The organism is Martelella limonii, from assembly GCF_013344475.1.
GTDB classification, from domain to species: Bacteria; Pseudomonadota; Alphaproteobacteria; order Rhizobiales; family Rhizobiaceae; genus Martelella; species Martelella limonii.
Map to the genome: position 1 here is coordinate 130787 of NZ_JABUOU010000005.1, position 16802 is coordinate 147588.

The 16802-nt window shown below is 63.4% G+C and carries 12 protein-coding genes and 1 pseudogene; 11 read left to right on the forward strand and 2 right to left on the reverse strand.

The annotated features are described in order from the left end of the window. Positions 1-279 precede the first annotated feature (279 nt). Complete coding sequence (locus tag HPQ62_RS12565; RefSeq protein ID WP_174802907.1) at positions 280-894, reverse strand: TetR/AcrR family transcriptional regulator; 615 nt, start codon at positions 892-894, stop codon at positions 280-282. Positions 895-986: 92 nt separating this feature from the next. Between HPQ62_RS12565 and HPQ62_RS12570 the strand changes: the two genes are divergently transcribed. The 3 genes from HPQ62_RS12570 to HPQ62_RS12580 are packed head-to-tail and all read left to right on the forward strand — an operon-like array spanning position 987 to position 6213. Continuing rightward, the gene (locus tag HPQ62_RS12570; RefSeq protein WP_174802908.1) at positions 987-2060 is read left to right on the forward strand and encodes an efflux RND transporter periplasmic adaptor subunit; all 1074 of its coding nucleotides are present in this window, start codon (positions 987-989) and stop codon (positions 2058-2060) included. Further along, on the forward strand, positions 2057-3139 hold the full coding sequence (locus HPQ62_RS12575; protein WP_174802909.1) for an efflux RND transporter periplasmic adaptor subunit: 1083 nt from the start codon (positions 2057-2059) through the stop codon (positions 3137-3139). The genes HPQ62_RS12570 and HPQ62_RS12575 overlap by 4 nt, the downstream gene beginning before the upstream one ends. Further along, the gene (locus HPQ62_RS12580) at positions 3136-6213 is read left to right on the forward strand and encodes an efflux RND transporter permease subunit (protein ID WP_174802910.1); all 3078 of its coding nucleotides are present in this window, start codon (positions 3136-3138) and stop codon (positions 6211-6213) included. The genes HPQ62_RS12575 and HPQ62_RS12580 overlap by 4 nt, the downstream gene beginning before the upstream one ends. Before the next feature lie 289 nt (positions 6214-6502). On the opposite strand, the gene HPQ62_RS12585 is transcribed toward HPQ62_RS12580, so the two are convergent. Beyond that, positions 6503-7519 carry a LacI family DNA-binding transcriptional regulator gene (locus HPQ62_RS12585; RefSeq protein ID WP_174802911.1) on the reverse strand — a complete coding sequence of 339 codons (1017 nt, stop codon included), beginning with the start codon at positions 7517-7519 and terminating at the stop codon, positions 6503-6505. Positions 7520-7651: 132 nt separating this feature from the next. Here HPQ62_RS12585 and HPQ62_RS12590 point away from each other — a divergent pair, with 132 nt between their 5' ends. From HPQ62_RS12590 to HPQ62_RS12625, 8 genes and pseudogenes are all read left to right on the forward strand, one after another. Then, entirely contained in the window at positions 7652-9976 is a 2325-nt protein-coding gene (locus HPQ62_RS12590; protein WP_244629671.1) for an alpha-L-rhamnosidase, read from the forward strand. Positions 9977-10033: 57 nt separating this feature from the next. After that, a complete protein-coding gene (locus tag HPQ62_RS12595; protein ID WP_174802912.1) occupies positions 10034-10678 on the forward strand; it encodes an extracellular solute-binding protein in 645 nt (214 codons plus the stop codon). A gap of 45 nt (positions 10679-10723) precedes the next feature. Then, positions 10724-11029, forward strand: a pseudogene (locus HPQ62_RS12600) (carbohydrate ABC transporter permease); the annotation flags it as partial. A gap of 2 nt (positions 11030-11031) precedes the next feature. Beyond that, positions 11032-11865, forward strand: coding sequence for a carbohydrate ABC transporter permease (locus HPQ62_RS12605; RefSeq protein WP_342343711.1), 834 nt, complete (start codon positions 11032-11034; stop codon positions 11863-11865). Positions 11866-11868: 3 nt separating this feature from the next. After that, entirely contained in the window at positions 11869-12855 is a 987-nt protein-coding gene (locus tag HPQ62_RS12610; protein WP_174802913.1) for an ABC transporter ATP-binding protein, read from the forward strand. A gap of 302 nt (positions 12856-13157) precedes the next feature. After that, a complete protein-coding gene (locus tag HPQ62_RS12615) occupies positions 13158-14105 on the forward strand; it encodes a DUF1403 family protein (protein ID WP_174802914.1) in 948 nt (315 codons plus the stop codon). 2 nt (positions 14106-14107) lie between these two features. Then, complete coding sequence (gene scpB / locus HPQ62_RS12620) at positions 14108-14788, forward strand: SMC-Scp complex subunit ScpB (protein WP_174802915.1); 681 nt, start codon at positions 14108-14110, stop codon at positions 14786-14788. A 297-nt stretch (positions 14789-15085) separates the two neighbouring features. Continuing rightward, positions 15086-16801 carry a thiamine pyrophosphate-binding protein gene (locus tag HPQ62_RS12625; protein WP_174802916.1) on the forward strand — a complete coding sequence of 572 codons (1716 nt, stop codon included), beginning with the start codon at positions 15086-15088 and terminating at the stop codon, positions 16799-16801. Position 16802 lies beyond the last annotated feature (1 nt).

A 16802-nucleotide genomic window follows, 5' to 3' on the forward strand; every position in this document is an offset into this window, starting at 1 on the left:
CCCACGGCGCAGCAAGCCCCGTACGCAACCGACAGGCCGTCCGGCAGATAAGGGCGATCCCCTGAAGCAGGGCTCGGCTGCAATGGCTATGATGCGCGGCCTGGCCATGCCTTTCAAAGGCATCCTCCACAGCTGCAGCCCCAAGATCTATGCCTGCAAGCCTTCCCATTGGAGCAATGGGAAGGCCGAAGGGCAGTGAAACCGCCTCGATGCGAGCGGCCAGATCATGTGTTTCCCGCCGAAAGTCAGGCGGCCTTGACCGCACATCAAGGCGCGGGATCAGGTGGCGATGCCGCCGAGCAGGAGATCGAGGTGGGCGTCGATATAGTTGGGGAGGTCGAACGACCGTCGGCTGTCGAAGATCAGGAAGTTCATGATCAGGGACAAGATCGGTGCAATCACGATTTCGGCACTCGCACCAGGACAGTCTCGGAACTCGCCGGCAGCGATCCCTTCGTCGAGCAGGGCTTGCGTATGCGATAGCAGGGGCTGGATGAGTTCCGCATGATGCGCATCGATGACTTCCGGGAAGCGTGCGCCTTCGGAGATCACCAGGCGCAGATGCTCGCGCGCCATCCTGTCCTGCGTCACTCTCTGATAGGCAAGTCGCAGCATCGCTTTCAGTCGCTCCGTGCAACTTCCCTCGAGGTCGCCGAAATCTTCCAGAAGCTCCGCGACCGGCCTTGAGATATGGCGGATCATCGCGGAGAAAAGGTCTTCCTTCGTCGGGAAATACACGTAGATTGTGCCTTTGGTGACGCCGATGCGCTGCGCAATGTCTTCGACACGGGTCGCGACAAAACCGCTGAGGACAAATTCCTCGAAGGCGGCATCGAGGATCTGGATCGGCCGCAACGCCTTTTGCTCGGCTCTCGTCATCTTTTTAGTTGGCATTTCACTCCCGATCGCCCCGAGGCATGAAAAATTCATTGACTAACTAGTCATTCAAAGTTAGCACCGCTATTGTCATTGATCAAGAGGCAATCATGCAACCGCTTCAAACCGGATTTCTGCTGGCGTTTACAATTTTATCCCTGACCGCTTGCGGGCCTGCCGACGAGGTTGACAGCAAGTCGCCTCGTTCGGTCGAAACGACGACGGTTCGCGTGGAGCCCTGGTCGGAAACGATTTCCAGCACCGGCGAGATCATCGCGCGCGTCCAGTCCGAGCTGTCGTTCCGGATCAGCGGCCAGATCATCGAGCGGCACGTCGATGTCGGCGACCATGTCGAGGCAGGCCAGCTCCTCGCGCGGATCGATTCCCAGGAACAGGAAGCGGATCACGCGGTAGCGCTCGCGACGCTTCATTCCGCTGAGGCTCAGCAGAGCCAGGCGCAACAGGCTCTCACCCGTCAGGAAAGCCTTTTCAAGAGTGGTGTGTCGACCCGCGCAGCGCTTGATGCGGCGCGCGAACAGGTATTGAGCGCGAATGCAACGGTCGAATCGGCGCAGGCGCAGGTCGATACCGCCCGAGACACGCTGAACCAGACCGAATTGAGAGCGGATGCCGCCGGGGTGATCACCACCCGCAATGCCGAGGTCGGCGAGGTTGCGCAGGCAGCGCAGCTGGTCTTCACGCTCGCACAGGACGGTCCGCGCGACGCCGTCTTCAATGTCGACGAGTCGTTTCTGCTGAGCCGCAATTTCGATGACCGGGTGCAGATCAGCCCCCTTACCGGCGGCGAACCGATAGATGCGACGCTCCGGGAGGTGTCGCCGGCGATCGACACGAGAACAGGAACGATCCGCGTCAAGTTCGGCATCGATGCCGACACCCCGCTCAGTCTGGGAAGCCCGGTGGTTGCAACGGCACACTACAAGCCGATCGACGCGATCAGGCTGCCCTGGGAGGCCATGACGTCGGACGCGGGACGCACCGCCGTCTGGGTGGTCGATCAGCAGACAGGAAAGGTGTCACTGCGGCCCGTGGAGGTGCTGGCCTATGTCAAAGGGTATTTCTATGTGCGCTCAGGCGTCGAGCCCGGCGAGATCGTGGTGACCGACGGGACAAAGTTTCTCAGCGCAGGTGAAGCTGTCGCATTTCAGGGAGCCGGGCAATGAGAAAGCTGTCCAAGGTCGCCATCCTCCTTCTCGCCGGAGCGCTCATCAGCGGGTGCCAGAAGGAGGAGGAAAAGAAAGTTGAGCTGCGCCCGGTGCTGTCCGTCCTGGTGGAGCCCCAGCCGGCTTTCAGCCTTTCGCTGCCTGGTACGGTCGAGGCGCGCACCGAAACGGAATTCGGCTTCCGGGTTCTCGGACGTCTCGTCGCCCGCAATGTGCACACCGGCGATCTGGTGAAGAAGGGCGACGTGCTGGCCGCAATCGATCCTCTTGCGCTTGAGCTCGCGGTGACGAGCGCGCAGTCCGATCTGGACAACAGCCAGGCCAGGCTCGACAACGCCGTATCGAACGAGGAGCGGCAGAAAAAGCTGTTCGAGCGCCAGTCCGGCGCTGAAGCCTCCTACGAGACGGCGACACTGGAACGCAAGACCGCCGAGGCAGAGGTTTCCAAGGCCGAGGCCAAGCTCGACAAGGCGAACGAGCAACTCGGCTATGCGCAGCTGACCGCCGAGTATGACGGGGTGGTCACGAGCACCTCTGCCGAAATCGGACAGGTCGTGGCCGCCGGGCAGGCGATCGCCACCGTTGCGCGTCCCGATGAGCGCGACGCGATCATCGACGTTCCCGAGGCCGTAGGCGTCAACGTTACGCAGGGCATGCCCTTCGAGGTCTATCTCCAGCTCGACCCCTCGGTCCGCTGCAAGGCCGTCGTGCGCGAGATCGCACCGTCGGCCGATGCCGCCACCCGCACCTTCAGGACCAAGCTGACTTTGATCGATCCGCCGGAGGCCATGCGTCTCGGCGCGATCGTCACGGCGACGGCCGTTTCCGACAGCGCACCCGCTATCCGCCTGCCCGCCTCGGCAATCAGGACCGATGCAGCCGGGACATCCGTGTGGATCGTCGATGAGAGTGCAGGCAAGGTCACGACCCGCCCCGTCACGGTCGCCGCCACTGCCGAGGCCGCCGGCAGCGTCACCATTCTCAAGGGGCTGGAGCCGGGTGACCGCGTCGTCGTCGCCGGCGTCAACTCCCTGGAAGAAGGGCAGTCCATCCGCATCGATCAGGAGTCGCTCAAGTGAAATCCTTCAACCTTTCCGACTGGGCGCTCGAACACCGCTCCCTGATCTGGTACTTCATGCTGGTCTTCGTCGTTGCAGGGGCGCTGTCCTATATCAACCTCGGCCGCGAGGAAGATCCCGCCTTCACCATCAAGACGATGATCATCAACGCCCAGTGGCCCGGTGCTTCCGCCGAAGACGTGACCCGCCAGGTGACCGACCGGATCGAGAAGAAGCTCGAGGAGCTCGATGCGCTCGATTATACCCGAAGCGAAACCACGGCCGGCCAGACCACGATCTTCGTCGAGCTTCTCTCCTCCACCAAGGCGAGCGAGGTCAACGACAACTGGGTGCGCGTCCGCAACATGGTCAGGGACATTGCGCAAGACCTGCCGAGCGGTGTCATCGGCCCGTTCTTCAATGACAGTTTCGGCGATGTCTACGGCAATATCTACGCCTTCACCGCCGACGGACTGACCCAGCGCCAGCTTCGGGATCTTGTGGAGGACGCCCGCGCCAAGCTTCTGACCGTGCCGAATGTCGGCAAGATCGATGTCATCGGCGCCCAGGACGAGGCGATCTATCTCGAATTCTCCACCCGCAAGATCGCGGCGCTCGGTATCGACCAGCAGGCCGTGATCGAAACCCTGCAGGCCCAGAACGCCGTCACCCAGTCCGGCGTGGTCGAGGCCGGCGCGGAGCGCATCGCCCTGCGCGTCAGCGGCCAGTTCACCTCCGAGGACAGCCTGCGTTCGATCAACCTTCGCATCAACGACCGGTTCTTCCCGCTGACGGACATCGCCACGATCAGGCGGGGCTACGTCGATCCGGCTTCTTCGCTGTTTCGCTTCAATGGCGAGCCCGCGATCGGCCTTGCCATCGGCATGAGGGCCGGCGCCAACCTGCTGACATTCGGCGAGCAGCTCGATGCAGAGCTCGACCGGGTGGTTGCCGACCTGCCGATCGGCGTCAATGTCGAGCGGGTCTCGGACCAGCCCGCCGTCGTCGACGAGGCGGTCTCCGGGTTCACCCGGGCCCTGTTCGAGGCGGTCGTCATCGTGCTCGCGATCAGCTTCATCAGCCTCGGCCTGCGCGCCGGCCTGGTCGTGGCGATCTCCATCCCGCTGGTGCTGGCAATCACCTTCATGTTCATGGAGTATTCCGGCATCTCGCTGCAGCGCATCTCGCTCGGCGCGCTGATCATCGCGCTCGGCCTGCTCGTCGATGACGCGATGATTGCCGTGGAAATGATGGTCTCGCGCCTCGAGCATGGCGACACGCTCCGCAAGGCCGCCACCCATGTCTATACGTCCACCGCCTTTCCGATGCTGACGGGAACGCTGGTGACGGTCTCCGGCTTCATCCCGATCGGCCTCAACAACAGCGCGGCCGGCGAGTTCACCTTCACCCTGTTCGTCGTCATCGCCGTATCGCTGATCGTGTCATGGGTTGTCGCGGTGCTGTTCACGCCGCTTCTGGGCGTGACGATCCTGCCGAAGACCATGAAATCGCATCACGAAAAGAAGGGCCGGTTCGCCGCGGTCTTCAGCTGGCTCCTCGCCCGGTGCATGCGCTTTCGCTGGGTGACCATCCTTGCCACTGTCGGTGCCCTTGTCATTTCCATCGGCGGGCTGAGCTTCGTGCAGCAGCAGTTCTTCCCTGCCTCGGACCGCGTGGAGCTGATCGTCGACTGGAACCTGCCCCAAAACAGCACGATTGCCGAAACCAACCGCCAGATCGCGCAGTTCGAACAGGAGAAGCTCGCCGGAAATCCGGACATCGACCACTGGTCCAGCTATGTCGGCGAGGGCGCGCCGCGGTTCATCCTCTCCTATGATGTCGCAACGCCCGCCGCCTGGTTCGGGCAGGTCGTGATCGTCACCAAGGACATCGAGGCCCGCAACCGGCTGCGTGCCGACCTGCAGGACTATCTGGTCGAGACCTTCCCGGGAACCGACGCCTTCGTGAAGCTGCTCGATATCGGCCCTCCGGTCGGCAAGCCGGTGCAGTACCGGATCAGCGGCCCCGATGTTCAGAATGTCCGCACCTTTGCCCAGGAGCTCGGCGCGATCGTCAACGGCAACGCGCTGCTGAGCAACATGACGTTCGACTGGAACGAGCCCTCGCGCGTCGTCAAGGTCGACGTCCTCCAGGACAAGGCACGCCAGCTCGGCATCTCGTCCCAGGACATCGCCACCGGCCTTAATGGTATCGTCGAGGGTTCGACGGTGACGAAGGTCAAGGACGATATCTATCTGGTCGACGTGATCGCACGCGCCGAGGATTCCGAACGCGGCTCGATCGAGACGCTCAGGAACCTCCAGCTCCCGAGCGCCAGCGGAAATTCCGTGCCGCTTTCGGCGATCGCCAATTTCCACTACGAGCTCGAACAGCCGATGATTGCCCGCAGGGACCGGATTCCGACGATCACCGTCAAGGCGGCCGTCCGTGGCCCAACCCAGCCGGCGACCATTGTCGAGCAGCTCAAGCCCTCAGTCGATGCCTTCGCCGCGGCGCTTCCGGCCGGCTATCATGTCGAGGTCGGCGGATCGGTCGAATCCAGCGCGGAGTCCCAGGGCCCGATCATTGCGGTTGCCCCGCTGATGCTGTTTGCGATGGCGACCATCCTGATGATCCAGCTGCAGAGCTTCAGCCGGCTGTTCCTCGTGTTTGCCGTGGCGCCTCTCGCCCTGATCGGCGTGGTTGCGGCGCTGCTGCTAAGCAACGCGCCCATGGGCTTCGTCGCGATCCTGGGCGTGCTCGCGCTCATCGGCATCCTGATACGAAACTCTGTCATCCTTGTCGTTCAGATCGAGCAGTTGAGGACGGACGGCGTGCCGCCCTGGCGGGCAGTGGTCGAGGCAACCGAAAACCGCATGCGCCCGATCCTCCTGACCGCCGCCGCCGCAACGCTTGCCCTGATCCCGATCTCGCGCGAGGTGTTCTGGGGACCGATGGCCTACGCCATGATGGGGGGTATCGTCGCAGGAACCGTGCTGACGCTGCTCTTCCTGCCGGCGCTCTACGTGGCCTGGTTCAGGATCAAGCGCGAAGAGCCTGATCACACTGCTGATCCGGCGAGCGAAACAGCCTGACAAAGGCGACAGGCCGGCCCGCTCCAAGATCAGGCCGGGCCGGCCCCCACCTTTCGTGCAAGCCGCCATGGGCCGGTGAACGCACACGAAAATTGCCGAAGCGGCCTGGCGGGCGCTTTGGAGCATCAGCTTTCTCGGCGTCGCCTTGGAGGCGCGCGGCTGATGCGTCGCAGTTGCTCAGGGACGACCTGGGGCACTCATAGCCGAGAGGGAATCCTTTCCTTCATGGCTCGGGCTGCCGCAAGTCAGACGATCGCGGCGGAACGCCGCGCCTCAACGGCGCCCGTTGCTAATAGCTTGCCCGGTCGGCGAAGACGGGGGCAACCATTTGATGGCTGCTTTCCGTGCGGCCCTCGATCCGCGATAGCAGTTGTGATGCCGCAATGGACCCAAGATGGGCCGGTGCCTGATCGATGCTTGCAAGCTCGATGAGGGGCAGGGCGGCGGGTGGGGAATTGTCGAAGCTGATGAGGGCAAGATCGCCCGGGACGGAAAGGCCGCGTTTGCGGGCCATGTTGATCAATGGCACGCCATGGATATCGCTCCAGCAGAAGATCGCCTCGGGAACGTCGCTGCGGTCGAGCATGGTATTGATCTGTTTGACCATTTCATCTGGCCGTTCGGAAATGTCAATCAGCCGGGCCACATGCGAAAGTCCTGCCTGGGAAAGCGCTGCGCGATAGCCCGCCTCGCGCTCGTGCCAGACATCGCCGGGCCGGCGGTGCACGGTGGTGGGGCTTATCATTGCAATGTCGCGATAGCCCTTTTTCAGGAGCGCAACGGTTGCAAGCCGTCCACCCTCCCTGTCATCGACATTGGCGGTGTCGAAGTTGATGGCGTCGGGTTCATGGTGGCCGACCACGGTGATGGGGGTCTGTCTGGCGAACTGGTCGAGCCCCTTGCCGGCGATCCGCGGTGCGACCAGCAGCAACCCGTCAATGCGCATGTCGATCATCGATTCGATCAGCGCGCTCTCGACATGGGTCCGCGCCTCACCCACGCCGATCAGGGTGTTGTAGCCGGCCTCGGCCATCTTGCGCTTGAAGCCGCCGACGAGCTTCGGCAGGAACGGGTTTTCCATGTCGATCAGCAGAACGCCGACGCTGAACGTGCGGCCACGCATGCCCCGTGCGGCGGTGCTCGGGCGGTAGCCGAGCTTTTCTATCGAGCGCGTGACGTTCTCGCGCAAGGCATCGCTGACGCCATAGGCATTGCGCAGCACCTTCGAAACCGCAGCGACGGACACGCCGGCATCGGCGGCAACCGTCCGGATCGTGATGCGGCTCGCACGGGCGTTCTTTTCCATTTTTTTTCCTTCGAAATCAGGTTGCAAGAAGAAATAGCCCGGAACGCTCTTGCGAAGCAAACCATTTTGTATAACATTCTACGTATAACGGTCTACACAACCTGTAGAAGGCTGGCCGAGGGAGGAGAAAAGATGAATATTGCTGCCCGCGCCGAAGGCGCCGGCATGGCGTTGAAGCGTCGTGCCTGGCATGCCGAAATGGTCGCCCCTGACGTCGATGCGGGGGAGGGGACGCGCGCCGCCTTTGTCGCTGCGTCGTTCACCGTCCCGGCGCATACGCAGCCCGTTCTCCACATCTCCGCGCTCGGCCTTTACCGCGCCTTCATCAACGGCAAGCGTGTCGGCGATGATCTTCTGACGCCCGGCTGGACCTGTTATGACGACCGGATCGCCTATCAGAGCTATGATATTTCCGGTCTCGTCACCGATGGCGAAAACCGGATCGAAATCTGGCTCGGCGATGGCTGGTACCGCTCCCAGATCATGTGGGCGGAACAACCCATCCTGAACTGCTGGGGCGATCGTATCGGCGCCATCGCCGAGATCGTTGCCGGCGACGAGATCTGCCTTGCGACCGGCGAGAACTGGAAAAGCGGCCTTCTGCCCATTACCCGCTCGGGCATCTATTATGGCGAGGATTATGACGCGCGCCTCGAAGCGCTCCAGTTAACCGGCGGTGTCGAGTGCCTCGATTTCGACACGCACAAGCTGGTCGCCCACGAGATCGCGCCTGTCCGCGAACTGCCGGTCAACGCGCCGGTGGCCTCATGGACCGACGCTGACGGCCGGACGATCTTCGACTTCGGCCAGAATGCCGGCGGCTATGTCCGCATCACGCTTTCCGGGCCCGCAGGGTCTGGCGCCTATATCGATCACGCCGAAGCGCTCGGGCCTGAAAACGCCTTCGACAACCGCAATTATCGCAGTGCCCGCGCCGCCCTGTCCTATGCGCTCAAGGGCGAAGGCGAGGAGGTCTACGCACCCGTCTTCACCTTTACCGGCTTCCGCTATGCCCGCGTCGCGCTCACGGGCGGCGCAAGGATCGTGGCGATCGAGCAGGTTCCGATTTCCTCGATTACCGCGGTCAAGGCCGGTTTCGAATGCGGCGATCCGGCGGTCAACCGGCTGGTGCTGAATACGCTCTGGTCGCAGCGCGCCAATTTCATCGAGGTGCCGACCGATTGCCCACAGCGCGACGAGCGTCTCGGCTGGACCGGCGACGCCCAGGTCTTCGCCGGCACGGCCTGCTGGTTTGGTGATGTGAAAGCATTTCTGGAGAAATATCTGCGCGACGTGATGCACGATCAGCGCGAAAACGGCGCCGTGCCGCATTTCTCGCCGGATCCGACCCGGCTTCACCCTGCTCTTTTCGACGGTGACTGGGCGGGCTCCACCGGCTGGGGCGACGCGATCGTCATCATTCCCTGGCAGCTCTATCTGCATTATGGCGACCCGGCCGTGCTCAAGGGCTGCTTTCCGGCGATGACACGCTGGATTGACTATCTCTGGTCGATTTCCAACGGGCCGATCATCCATCCGAATGCGAAATGGGGTGCGGATGGTTTCACCTTCGGCGACTGGTTGCAGCCGGTCGGTGACAATCGCAAGCCGCGGCCGACCATCGGCGACGACTGCGCGGCCACGCTCTACCATTTCATTTCGACCGATCTGACCGCCCGCATTGCAGGGATCCTGGGCATGAAGGCGGAGGCCGATGCGCTTCTCGCCCGCGCCGAGCTGATCCGGAGCGCTTTCCGGCATGAATATTTCAGTCCGGCGGGCCGGCTTGCCCACAACGACCAGACGTCCTATGCGCTCGCCTTCCTCCATGGCCTGGTGCCGGAGGAGTACCAGGACGCGGCGAAGGCCTATTTCGCGAAGGCCATCGAGGATGCCGACTATCTGATCGGCACAGGCTTCATCGGCACGCCGGCGCTGCTGCCGGCGCTGACGAAGCTCGGACTTCACGATGTTGCCGAAAAGGTCTTTCTCAACCGCAAGGTACCGGGCTGGCTCTATCAGGTCGAGCGCGGCGCGACCACGATCTGGGAGCGCTGGGACTCGATCGGCGAGGACGGCACGATCTATGATCCCGAGATGAACAGCTACAACCACTATGCCTATGGCGCGGTCTGCCAATGGTTGTTCGAGGATGTGGCCGGCGTGAAGCCCATGGCGGAGGCGCCGGGTTTTGACCGCGTCCTGCTCGATCCGACGATCCTTCCGGCGCTCGGCCATGTCTCGATGTGGCACGACTGCCGGCACGGGCGGATCGAGGCCGGCTGGCGGATCGAGGCGGGCAGGGTGCGCTATACGGTGGACTTGCCCGAGGGAACGGAAGCGGTGTTCGCGGGTGAAGGGTGCGCAGCGCTCGTCGTCGATGGCGCTGCCGCCGACGCTTGCGCGATCACGCTCGGTTCCGGTCATCACCTGATTGAGTTTTCAGTTGCGGATTGAAGGATCCGTTGTCGACATTCCGGCGTTGAGGACGCCGGTTCAATGGGAGGAGAAGCAATGACTGCGCGATTTCTTGCAACAACGGCGCTAGCCGGCCTTTTCGGCCTGATCGCCACAGGGGCGATGGCCGAGGATCTCAGCCTCCTTGTGGACAACAGTCCCGATACGGTGGCGATCGCAAAGGCACTCACCGATGCCTATACTGCAGCCCATCCCGACGTGACCTTCTCGATCGGGGCGATCCAGCAGAACGATCCGGACTTCGTGAAGGATGTCGGCTTCTTCGCCCAGCCGGGCGACGACCCGGATCACAACGGGCTCACCGTCTGGATGCCGTCTGCATACTACGTCGCGAAAGGCGGGGATCATGTTGATACCGCCAAGGACTTCGTCAACTTCGTTGCCTCGCAGGATTCCTGTGACATCATGACGAAGACTGTTGGCGCCAGCGGGCCCTACCTGATCAATGGCTGCACCCTGCCGGATGACGTTCCGCCGGCGGTTGCCGACATGCTTCCCTATTTCCAGGATTCCGCGCGCAATGCGCCGGCGCTCGAATTCCTGTCGCCGGTCAAGGGGCCGGGACTGGAACAGATCACGGTGGAGGTCGGAACCGGCATCCGCGATGCCGAAAGCGGTGCGGCGCTCTATGACCGGGACGTCGAGAAGCAGGCAAAGCAGCTTCGTCTGCCGAACTGGTAAGGCGATCGTTGCCTCCCGCGGGGCCGTGACATCACGTCGCGAAAGCGGATCGGCGGGGCCACCCGTTTCCAGCAGTTCTGGCGCGTCACCGTCCCGCTCGTGCGTCCCGCGACGACCACGGTGATCATCCTGTCGCTGATCGGAGGGTTGAGGCTGTTCGATCTGATATGGGCGATGACGCGCGGCGGACCGGGCTTTTCCTCCGATGTCCTCGCATCGGTCATCTACAAGCAGTACCAGGCCGGATTTTACGGTCTGTCGACCGCCGGCAACGTCATTCTGTTCCTGCTGATCGCCCTGATCATCGCGCCGCTTGCCTGGTGGTTCAACCGCAAGGAGCTGGACCTGTGACCATCAACACGAAAAGACGCCGGCAGAGGGTGCATGGCGGCATTGCGCTGGTCCTGGCCTTCATTGTCTTCATCATTCCGTTCCTCTTCATTCTCGTCAATGCCGCCAAGACGGCGCCCGAGGCGGCGCGACCCAGTTTCGCGCTGCCCGCCCACTGGCAGCTCTGGCAAAACCTGATCGATGTGGTGAAGGCGCGCGACTACATGCTGCTGCTCGCCTATTTCAACTCGACGGTGATCACCGTCGGCGCGATCACGCTGCTGGTGATCTTCGGCGCGATGGTGGCCTATATCCTGCAGCGCCGCGACAGCCGGGTCAGCCGGGCGGTGTTCGGTTTCGTGCTCGCGGGGCTGATGATCCCGCCGGCAGTGGTGCCCACCATCTGGGTGCTGCAGGGCCTGCATCTGTTCAAGACGCTCTACGGCATGGTGCTGATCCAGTTCGCCTATGGGCTGCCGTTCACAATCCTGCTTTTCCGCGCCTTTATCGCGACCATTCCGCGCGATCTGGACGAGGCGGCGCTGATCGACGGGGCCAAGCCCTGGCAGATCTTCTTCCGCCTGATCCTGCCGCTCCTGAAACCCGTCACGGTCACGGTGATCGTGGTGCAGTCGATCTCGATCTTCAACGACTTCACCCATCCCCTCTACTACCTGCCGGGAAGTGAGAACGTCACGGTGCAGATCACGCTCTACAATTTCCAGAGCCAGTTCAACAGCGCCATCAATCTCCTGTTCATGAACATCCTGCTCGTGACCATCCCGCCGCTTCTCGTATTCGTGTTCTTCAACCGTCAGATCATTGCCGGCATGACGGCAGGCGCCGTGAAAGGATAGACCATGGCCGATGTAACGCTCAAACAGGTCCGCAAGAATTTCGGCGCGCTCGAGGTCATCAAGGGTATTGATCTCGTCGTCGAGAAGGGCGAGTTCTGCGTCTTCGTCGGCCCATCGGGCTGCGGCAAGTCCACGCTTCTGCGCATGATCGCGGGCCTCGAGGACGTGTCTTCCGGGACGATCGAGATCGCCGGCAGCGACGTCACCCATGCCGAGCCGTCAAAGCGCGGCATCGCCATGGTGTTCCAGTCCTACGCACTCTACCCGCATCTGACGGTCGGCGAGAATATCGGCTTCGGCCTGTCGCTCGCCCGCACGCCGAAGGCGGAAATCGAGCGGCGCGTGAAAGAGGTCGCGGCGGTCCTGCAGCTCGAGAGCCTTCTGGAGCGCAAGCCGAAGGCGCTTTCCGGCGGCCAGCGCCAGCGCGTCGCCATCGGCCGCGCGATCATCCGCGATCCGCATGTCTTCCTGTTCGACGAACCGCTCTCCAACCTCGACGCGGCGCTCCGCGCCCAGATGCGCATAGAACTCACCGATCTCCATCGAAAGCTCGGCAACACGATGATCTACGTGACCCACGACCAGGTCGAGGCGATGACCATGGCCGACAAGATCGTGGTGCTGAATGGCGGCAGGATCGAACAGGTCGGCGCGCCCATGGACCTCTATGAGCGGCCCGGAACCCCCTTCGTTGCCGGCTTCATCGGCTCGCCAAAGATGAACCTGTTCGAGGGTGAGGTCGCAAAGGCCATGGGCTGCGCCACCTATGGCATCCGCCCGGAGCACCTCCTGCTTTCCCCCGATGAGGGGATGTGGACAGGCACGGTGCGCCACGTCGAGCGCCTGGGCGCCGATACCTTCGTCCATCTCGAGGTTCCCGCGCTCGGCCTTCTTGTGGCGCGCACCGCCGGCGACAGAAGTTTTCAGCCGGGCGAAACCGTGATGGCAAGCCCGATGCCCGACAAGGCCTTCCTTTACGGAACAGCGTGAAAGCGGGTCTTTTCGCAAGAGCGGAGAGGCTTCTGCCCCGTCGGCGGCCATTCGTCCGAACTGAAGCTGGCTCGGGGGCCGCGCGATGAATGTCGCCGGACGGCATGCTGGATCGGGTCATCACGGCGTCCGCTTCGCCCTTGTCTGAGCGTCGGCCCTCCGGAGCCGGCCCGGCATGTGTCGGAATGCTGGCATGCGGTTTCACGGTTCGGACCCAATCGCCGAAGAGAACCGTCGATAAGTGGTGCGGTTATGTTCGAAGCGATTGGCGACAAGCGCACGCATCCTGTAATCTGGGCGCCATGGATTCGCAAACCCCCAACCATGTGCCCACGCGCTCGGCCCCGTTGCCGGGCTGGGCGCGGCCGCGCAGTTCTGACCTCACCGAGGCGGATGCGGCGTTTTATGCCGGCATCGCCCTGAAAGCGCTGGATGACATCGTTCGCACGGAGCCAGTCTGGGCCGGCTGCTGGCGCGCCCGCCAGGCGCTGAAATGCGCCGGTTCCGCGGTTCGCCTGCAAGGGCGCGCAGAGGATGAGGCAGCGCTTCGCGATGCCGTCCTGCTGCGGGCGGCGGGCGACGATCCGGGGCCGGCGGGCAGCGTGGTCCTCGCCTATCAGCGGCTTTCCACGCGAAGGCCGGCCATGTCCGCACGGCATGTGGCAGAGCTTGCCGCTCTGTTCGGACTGGGCGCCGGTGACGACCTCGTTGCCGTTGCCGATATCGCGGAGAACGCGCTCCGCTCCAGCCGTGCGGTTCCGTTCGCGGTGGCGGAGCTCGTCACCGGCGTTCTGGCGGTCCGCCCGGACTGTGAGCCGCTCGCCTGGGCGATGGCCGATATGCTGATCGCCGCAAGGCTCAAATGGGACCGGCCCGTGCCGATGATGATGGCTGAGCGCTTCAGCCCCGCCTTCAGGACCATCGGCGGAAGGGGACGCGTGAGCGCCGGGGAGGCGGGCTTTCCTCGCGCGGTCTGCCTCGCGCTTGCAGAGGGCGCGGCGGCTGCGATCGGCGCGGCAGAGGCGGTGGCGCGGCGTGCCGACATCCTGGTCAGCGTCGCGCCGAAGGTCAGGACAAGGGGAGCCCGGCCCGTCATCGAAAGGCTGCTCTCGGAAGATGCGATGCCGGCAAGCGCGCCGGGCAGCAACCTGTCGCGCTGGGCGGCAACGCGGCTGTTCGAACGGCTTGAAAGCTTCAATGCCGTCAGTGAGCTGTCGGGCCGTTCCTCCTTCCGCATCTACGGGCTTTGACGATGGCCGGTTCATCAGCACCGCGCGGCAGAAAGCGCGCCGAAAAGGACGGCGAGCGTCTCTTTGACAGGGAGCTCGAGGCCCTTCCGCCCGAACTGCGCTGGCGCGAATGGATGATGCGGGCCGAGGCGGTGATCTTCGCCTCTGCCGAGCCTGTAACCCGCGACATGCTGGCGCGCGTGGTCGGCAAGGATTGCAGCATCGACCTCCTGATAGAGGATTTGCGGCTGGAACTTGCCGGCCGGCCCTACGAGCTGGTCTCGGTCGCCGGCGGATGGCAGCATCGCAGCCGTCCCGCTTATGCCGACGCGATCCGCGCCTCCGCCGCGCCGACGCGGGGTGTCCGCGCAGCGCTCTCGGAATTCGAGATGATGGTGCTGATGGCGGTCGGCTATTACCAGCCCATCACCCGCGCAGACCTTGGCAGGATCTTCGGCAAGGAGGTCAGCCGCGACACGATCGCGGCTGTGCGCAGCGCGGGTTTCATCGCCTCCGGTCCCCGCAGTCCGACGCCGGGCGCGCCCTACACCTATGTCACCACCCGGCATTTTCTATCGACCTTCGGCATGGAAACCCTGCGCGATCTGCCCGATATCGAAGCGCTGGAAGACGCCGGCCTTCTCGGCCCGGAACCGCTGCTGGACGATCCCTTTGCCGCGGACGCGGAAGCGGACGAAGAATAGGTGAGAGGCCGGGCTCGGCGTTTTGTCCGGATGCCGGTGTTGCGGCGCGGCCGCCGGTTCCCAATCACAGCGCCCTCTCGCCGTTCCGTTTGAGCACCGCCGCAGGTCGCCGTGCCGCCTTCCATCACCTTCATTGATCGTAATTGCCAGCTCAGGAAGGCTTGGGCGGGGATTGCTATGCGCAGAAATTAATGCGCACAGCAATACAAAATTGCGCTTGGCAGAATTAAATGGTTGTCCTAATGTCGCCTTCCGGGAGAGCACGCAGCGTTACCGGCTGCGACGGGAGGACACGCGATGAAAACCAATGAAGGTGTGATCAAGACGTTTATCGAGGCCGGGATCAAGCGCGGCTTCACGCTGCCGGGGCTCGGCATCACATGGTCCCTGCCGGCCTTTTTCGATCGAAAGGACGAATTCGAGCTGGTGCTCGCGCGTTCGGAGCAGTCGGCATCGGTGATGGCGCAGGTGGCGGGCAAGCTCACCGGAAAGCCCGGCCTGCTGATGGCGCAGGGGCCGTTTTCGACGACGACCGGCGCGTTCGGTATTCTGGAAGCCTATTTCTCGTCCACGCCCATGGTCGTTCTTACCGACACCTCCTGCTATGACGGCTTTGCCCAGTACGGCGTCTACCAGACCATGACCGGCGATTATGGCGCGGGCGATGCATTCGCCGTCCTGAAGACCATGACCAAATACGCAACCTATGCCACGACGCCCGCCGAGGCGATCTACGGCACCCAGCTTGCGGTGAAACACGCGATGACGCCGCGCCAGGGACCGGCAGCGGTTGTGATGCGCACCAATATCATTCGCGAAGAGGTGCCGGATCATCCGCGCGCGAAACTCTATCCGACAGAGGGTTATCTGCGCTCGACGCCGATGAAGCCCGATGGCGACGCGCTGCATGCGATTGTCGAGGCGCTGAAGAAGGCCGCGCGCCCCGTGATCATCGCCGGCAACGGCGTCTATATGAGCCGTTCGGGCGAGATGCTCTCGCGTTTTGCCAATCGCGAGGGGATCGCGGTCGCCTCGAGCTATCACGGCAAGGGCGTGATCGACGAAACCACACCGGTTGCCGTCGGCATGATGGGCAATTGGGCGGCGAAATCGGCCAACCGCATGGTTCAGGCCGCCGACGTCATCCTCGTTCTCGGCTGCAGCCTTGGCCCGGAATATACCCGCTTTCGGGACGAAAAGATGATGCGCCCGGGCGATCAGACGATCATCCAGGTCGATCTCGATCCGCTGAACGCCGGCTGGGTGGTGCCCGTTGACATGGCGGTGACGGCGGATGCCGCCGATGTGATCCGCTATCTGCTCGATGCCGAAGCGGGCGTTGATGCCGCCACGGCCAAGGCCCGCAAGGATTTCATCGGCAAGGTCAAGGCCGACAACCGTTACGGTGACCTGCCGCATTACAAGACCCGCCCCGGCACGGTGCATTACGCCGATATCATGCGTGGTCTCGACGGCTTCCTGACGGCGGATGATCTGCTGACGCTCGATGCCGGCACCAACCGGATCTGGGCAACCTCGTCGCTGCCGCTCAGAACGCCGCACCAGCTCGTGGCACCTGGCGGCATTGGCGGCATGGGCTGGTCGACGCCCGCCGCCACCGGCGCCAAGATCACCTGCCCGGAAAAACGGGTCACCGGCGTGATTGGCGATGGCGGTTTCGTCATGACGATGGACGCCATCGCCACGGCTGCCGAGCACAATCTCGATGTCGTCTATGTCGTTGCCAACAATGCCGGCCTCGGCATGGTGCGCGACAATCTCGGCAACAAGGCGATCGGCGTCAATTTCGCCGATCATGACTTTGCCAAGGTGGCCGAAGGCCTTGGCGGGTCCGGGATTACCGTGACGGAGGCCGACCAGATGGGCGATGCGCTCCGCGCCGCCCATGATCGCGGCGGCCCGGTCGTCATCGACGTCAAGGTCGATCCCGCCGCCAGCCACCGCGATTGCTCGGACTATGATGACCTGCCGGATCCTGCCGCGCTCAAATAGG

Bases quoted from the DNA above. Each gene is read 5' to 3' on its own strand.
- HPQ62_RS12565 (WP_174802907.1), bottom strand. From the start codon at position 894: ATGCCAACTAAAAAGATGACGAGAGCCGAGCAAAAGGCGTTGCGGCCG.
- HPQ62_RS12570 (WP_174802908.1), top strand. From the start codon at position 987: ATGCAACCGCTTCAAACCGGATTTCTGCTGGCGTTTACAATTTTATCC.
- HPQ62_RS12575 (WP_174802909.1), top strand. From the start codon at position 2,057: ATGAGAAAGCTGTCCAAGGTCGCCATCCTCCTTCTCGCCGGAGCGCTC.
- HPQ62_RS12585 (WP_174802911.1), bottom strand. From the start codon at position 7,519: ATGGAAAAGAACGCCCGTGCGAGCCGCATCACGATCCGGACGGTTGCC.
- HPQ62_RS12590 (WP_244629671.1), top strand. From the start codon at position 7,652: ATGAATATTGCTGCCCGCGCCGAAGGCGCCGGCATGGCGTTGAAGCGT.
- HPQ62_RS12595 (WP_174802912.1), top strand. From the start codon at position 10,034: ATGACTGCGCGATTTCTTGCAACAACGGCGCTAGCCGGCCTTTTCGGC.
- HPQ62_RS12610 (WP_174802913.1), top strand. From the start codon at position 11,869: ATGGCCGATGTAACGCTCAAACAGGTCCGCAAGAATTTCGGCGCGCTC.
- HPQ62_RS12615 (WP_174802914.1), top strand. From the start codon at position 13,158: ATGGATTCGCAAACCCCCAACCATGTGCCCACGCGCTCGGCCCCGTTG.
- scpB (WP_174802915.1), top strand. From the start codon at position 14,108: ATGGCCGGTTCATCAGCACCGCGCGGCAGAAAGCGCGCCGAAAAGGAC.
- HPQ62_RS12625 (WP_174802916.1), top strand. From the start codon at position 15,086: ATGAAAACCAATGAAGGTGTGATCAAGACGTTTATCGAGGCCGGGATC.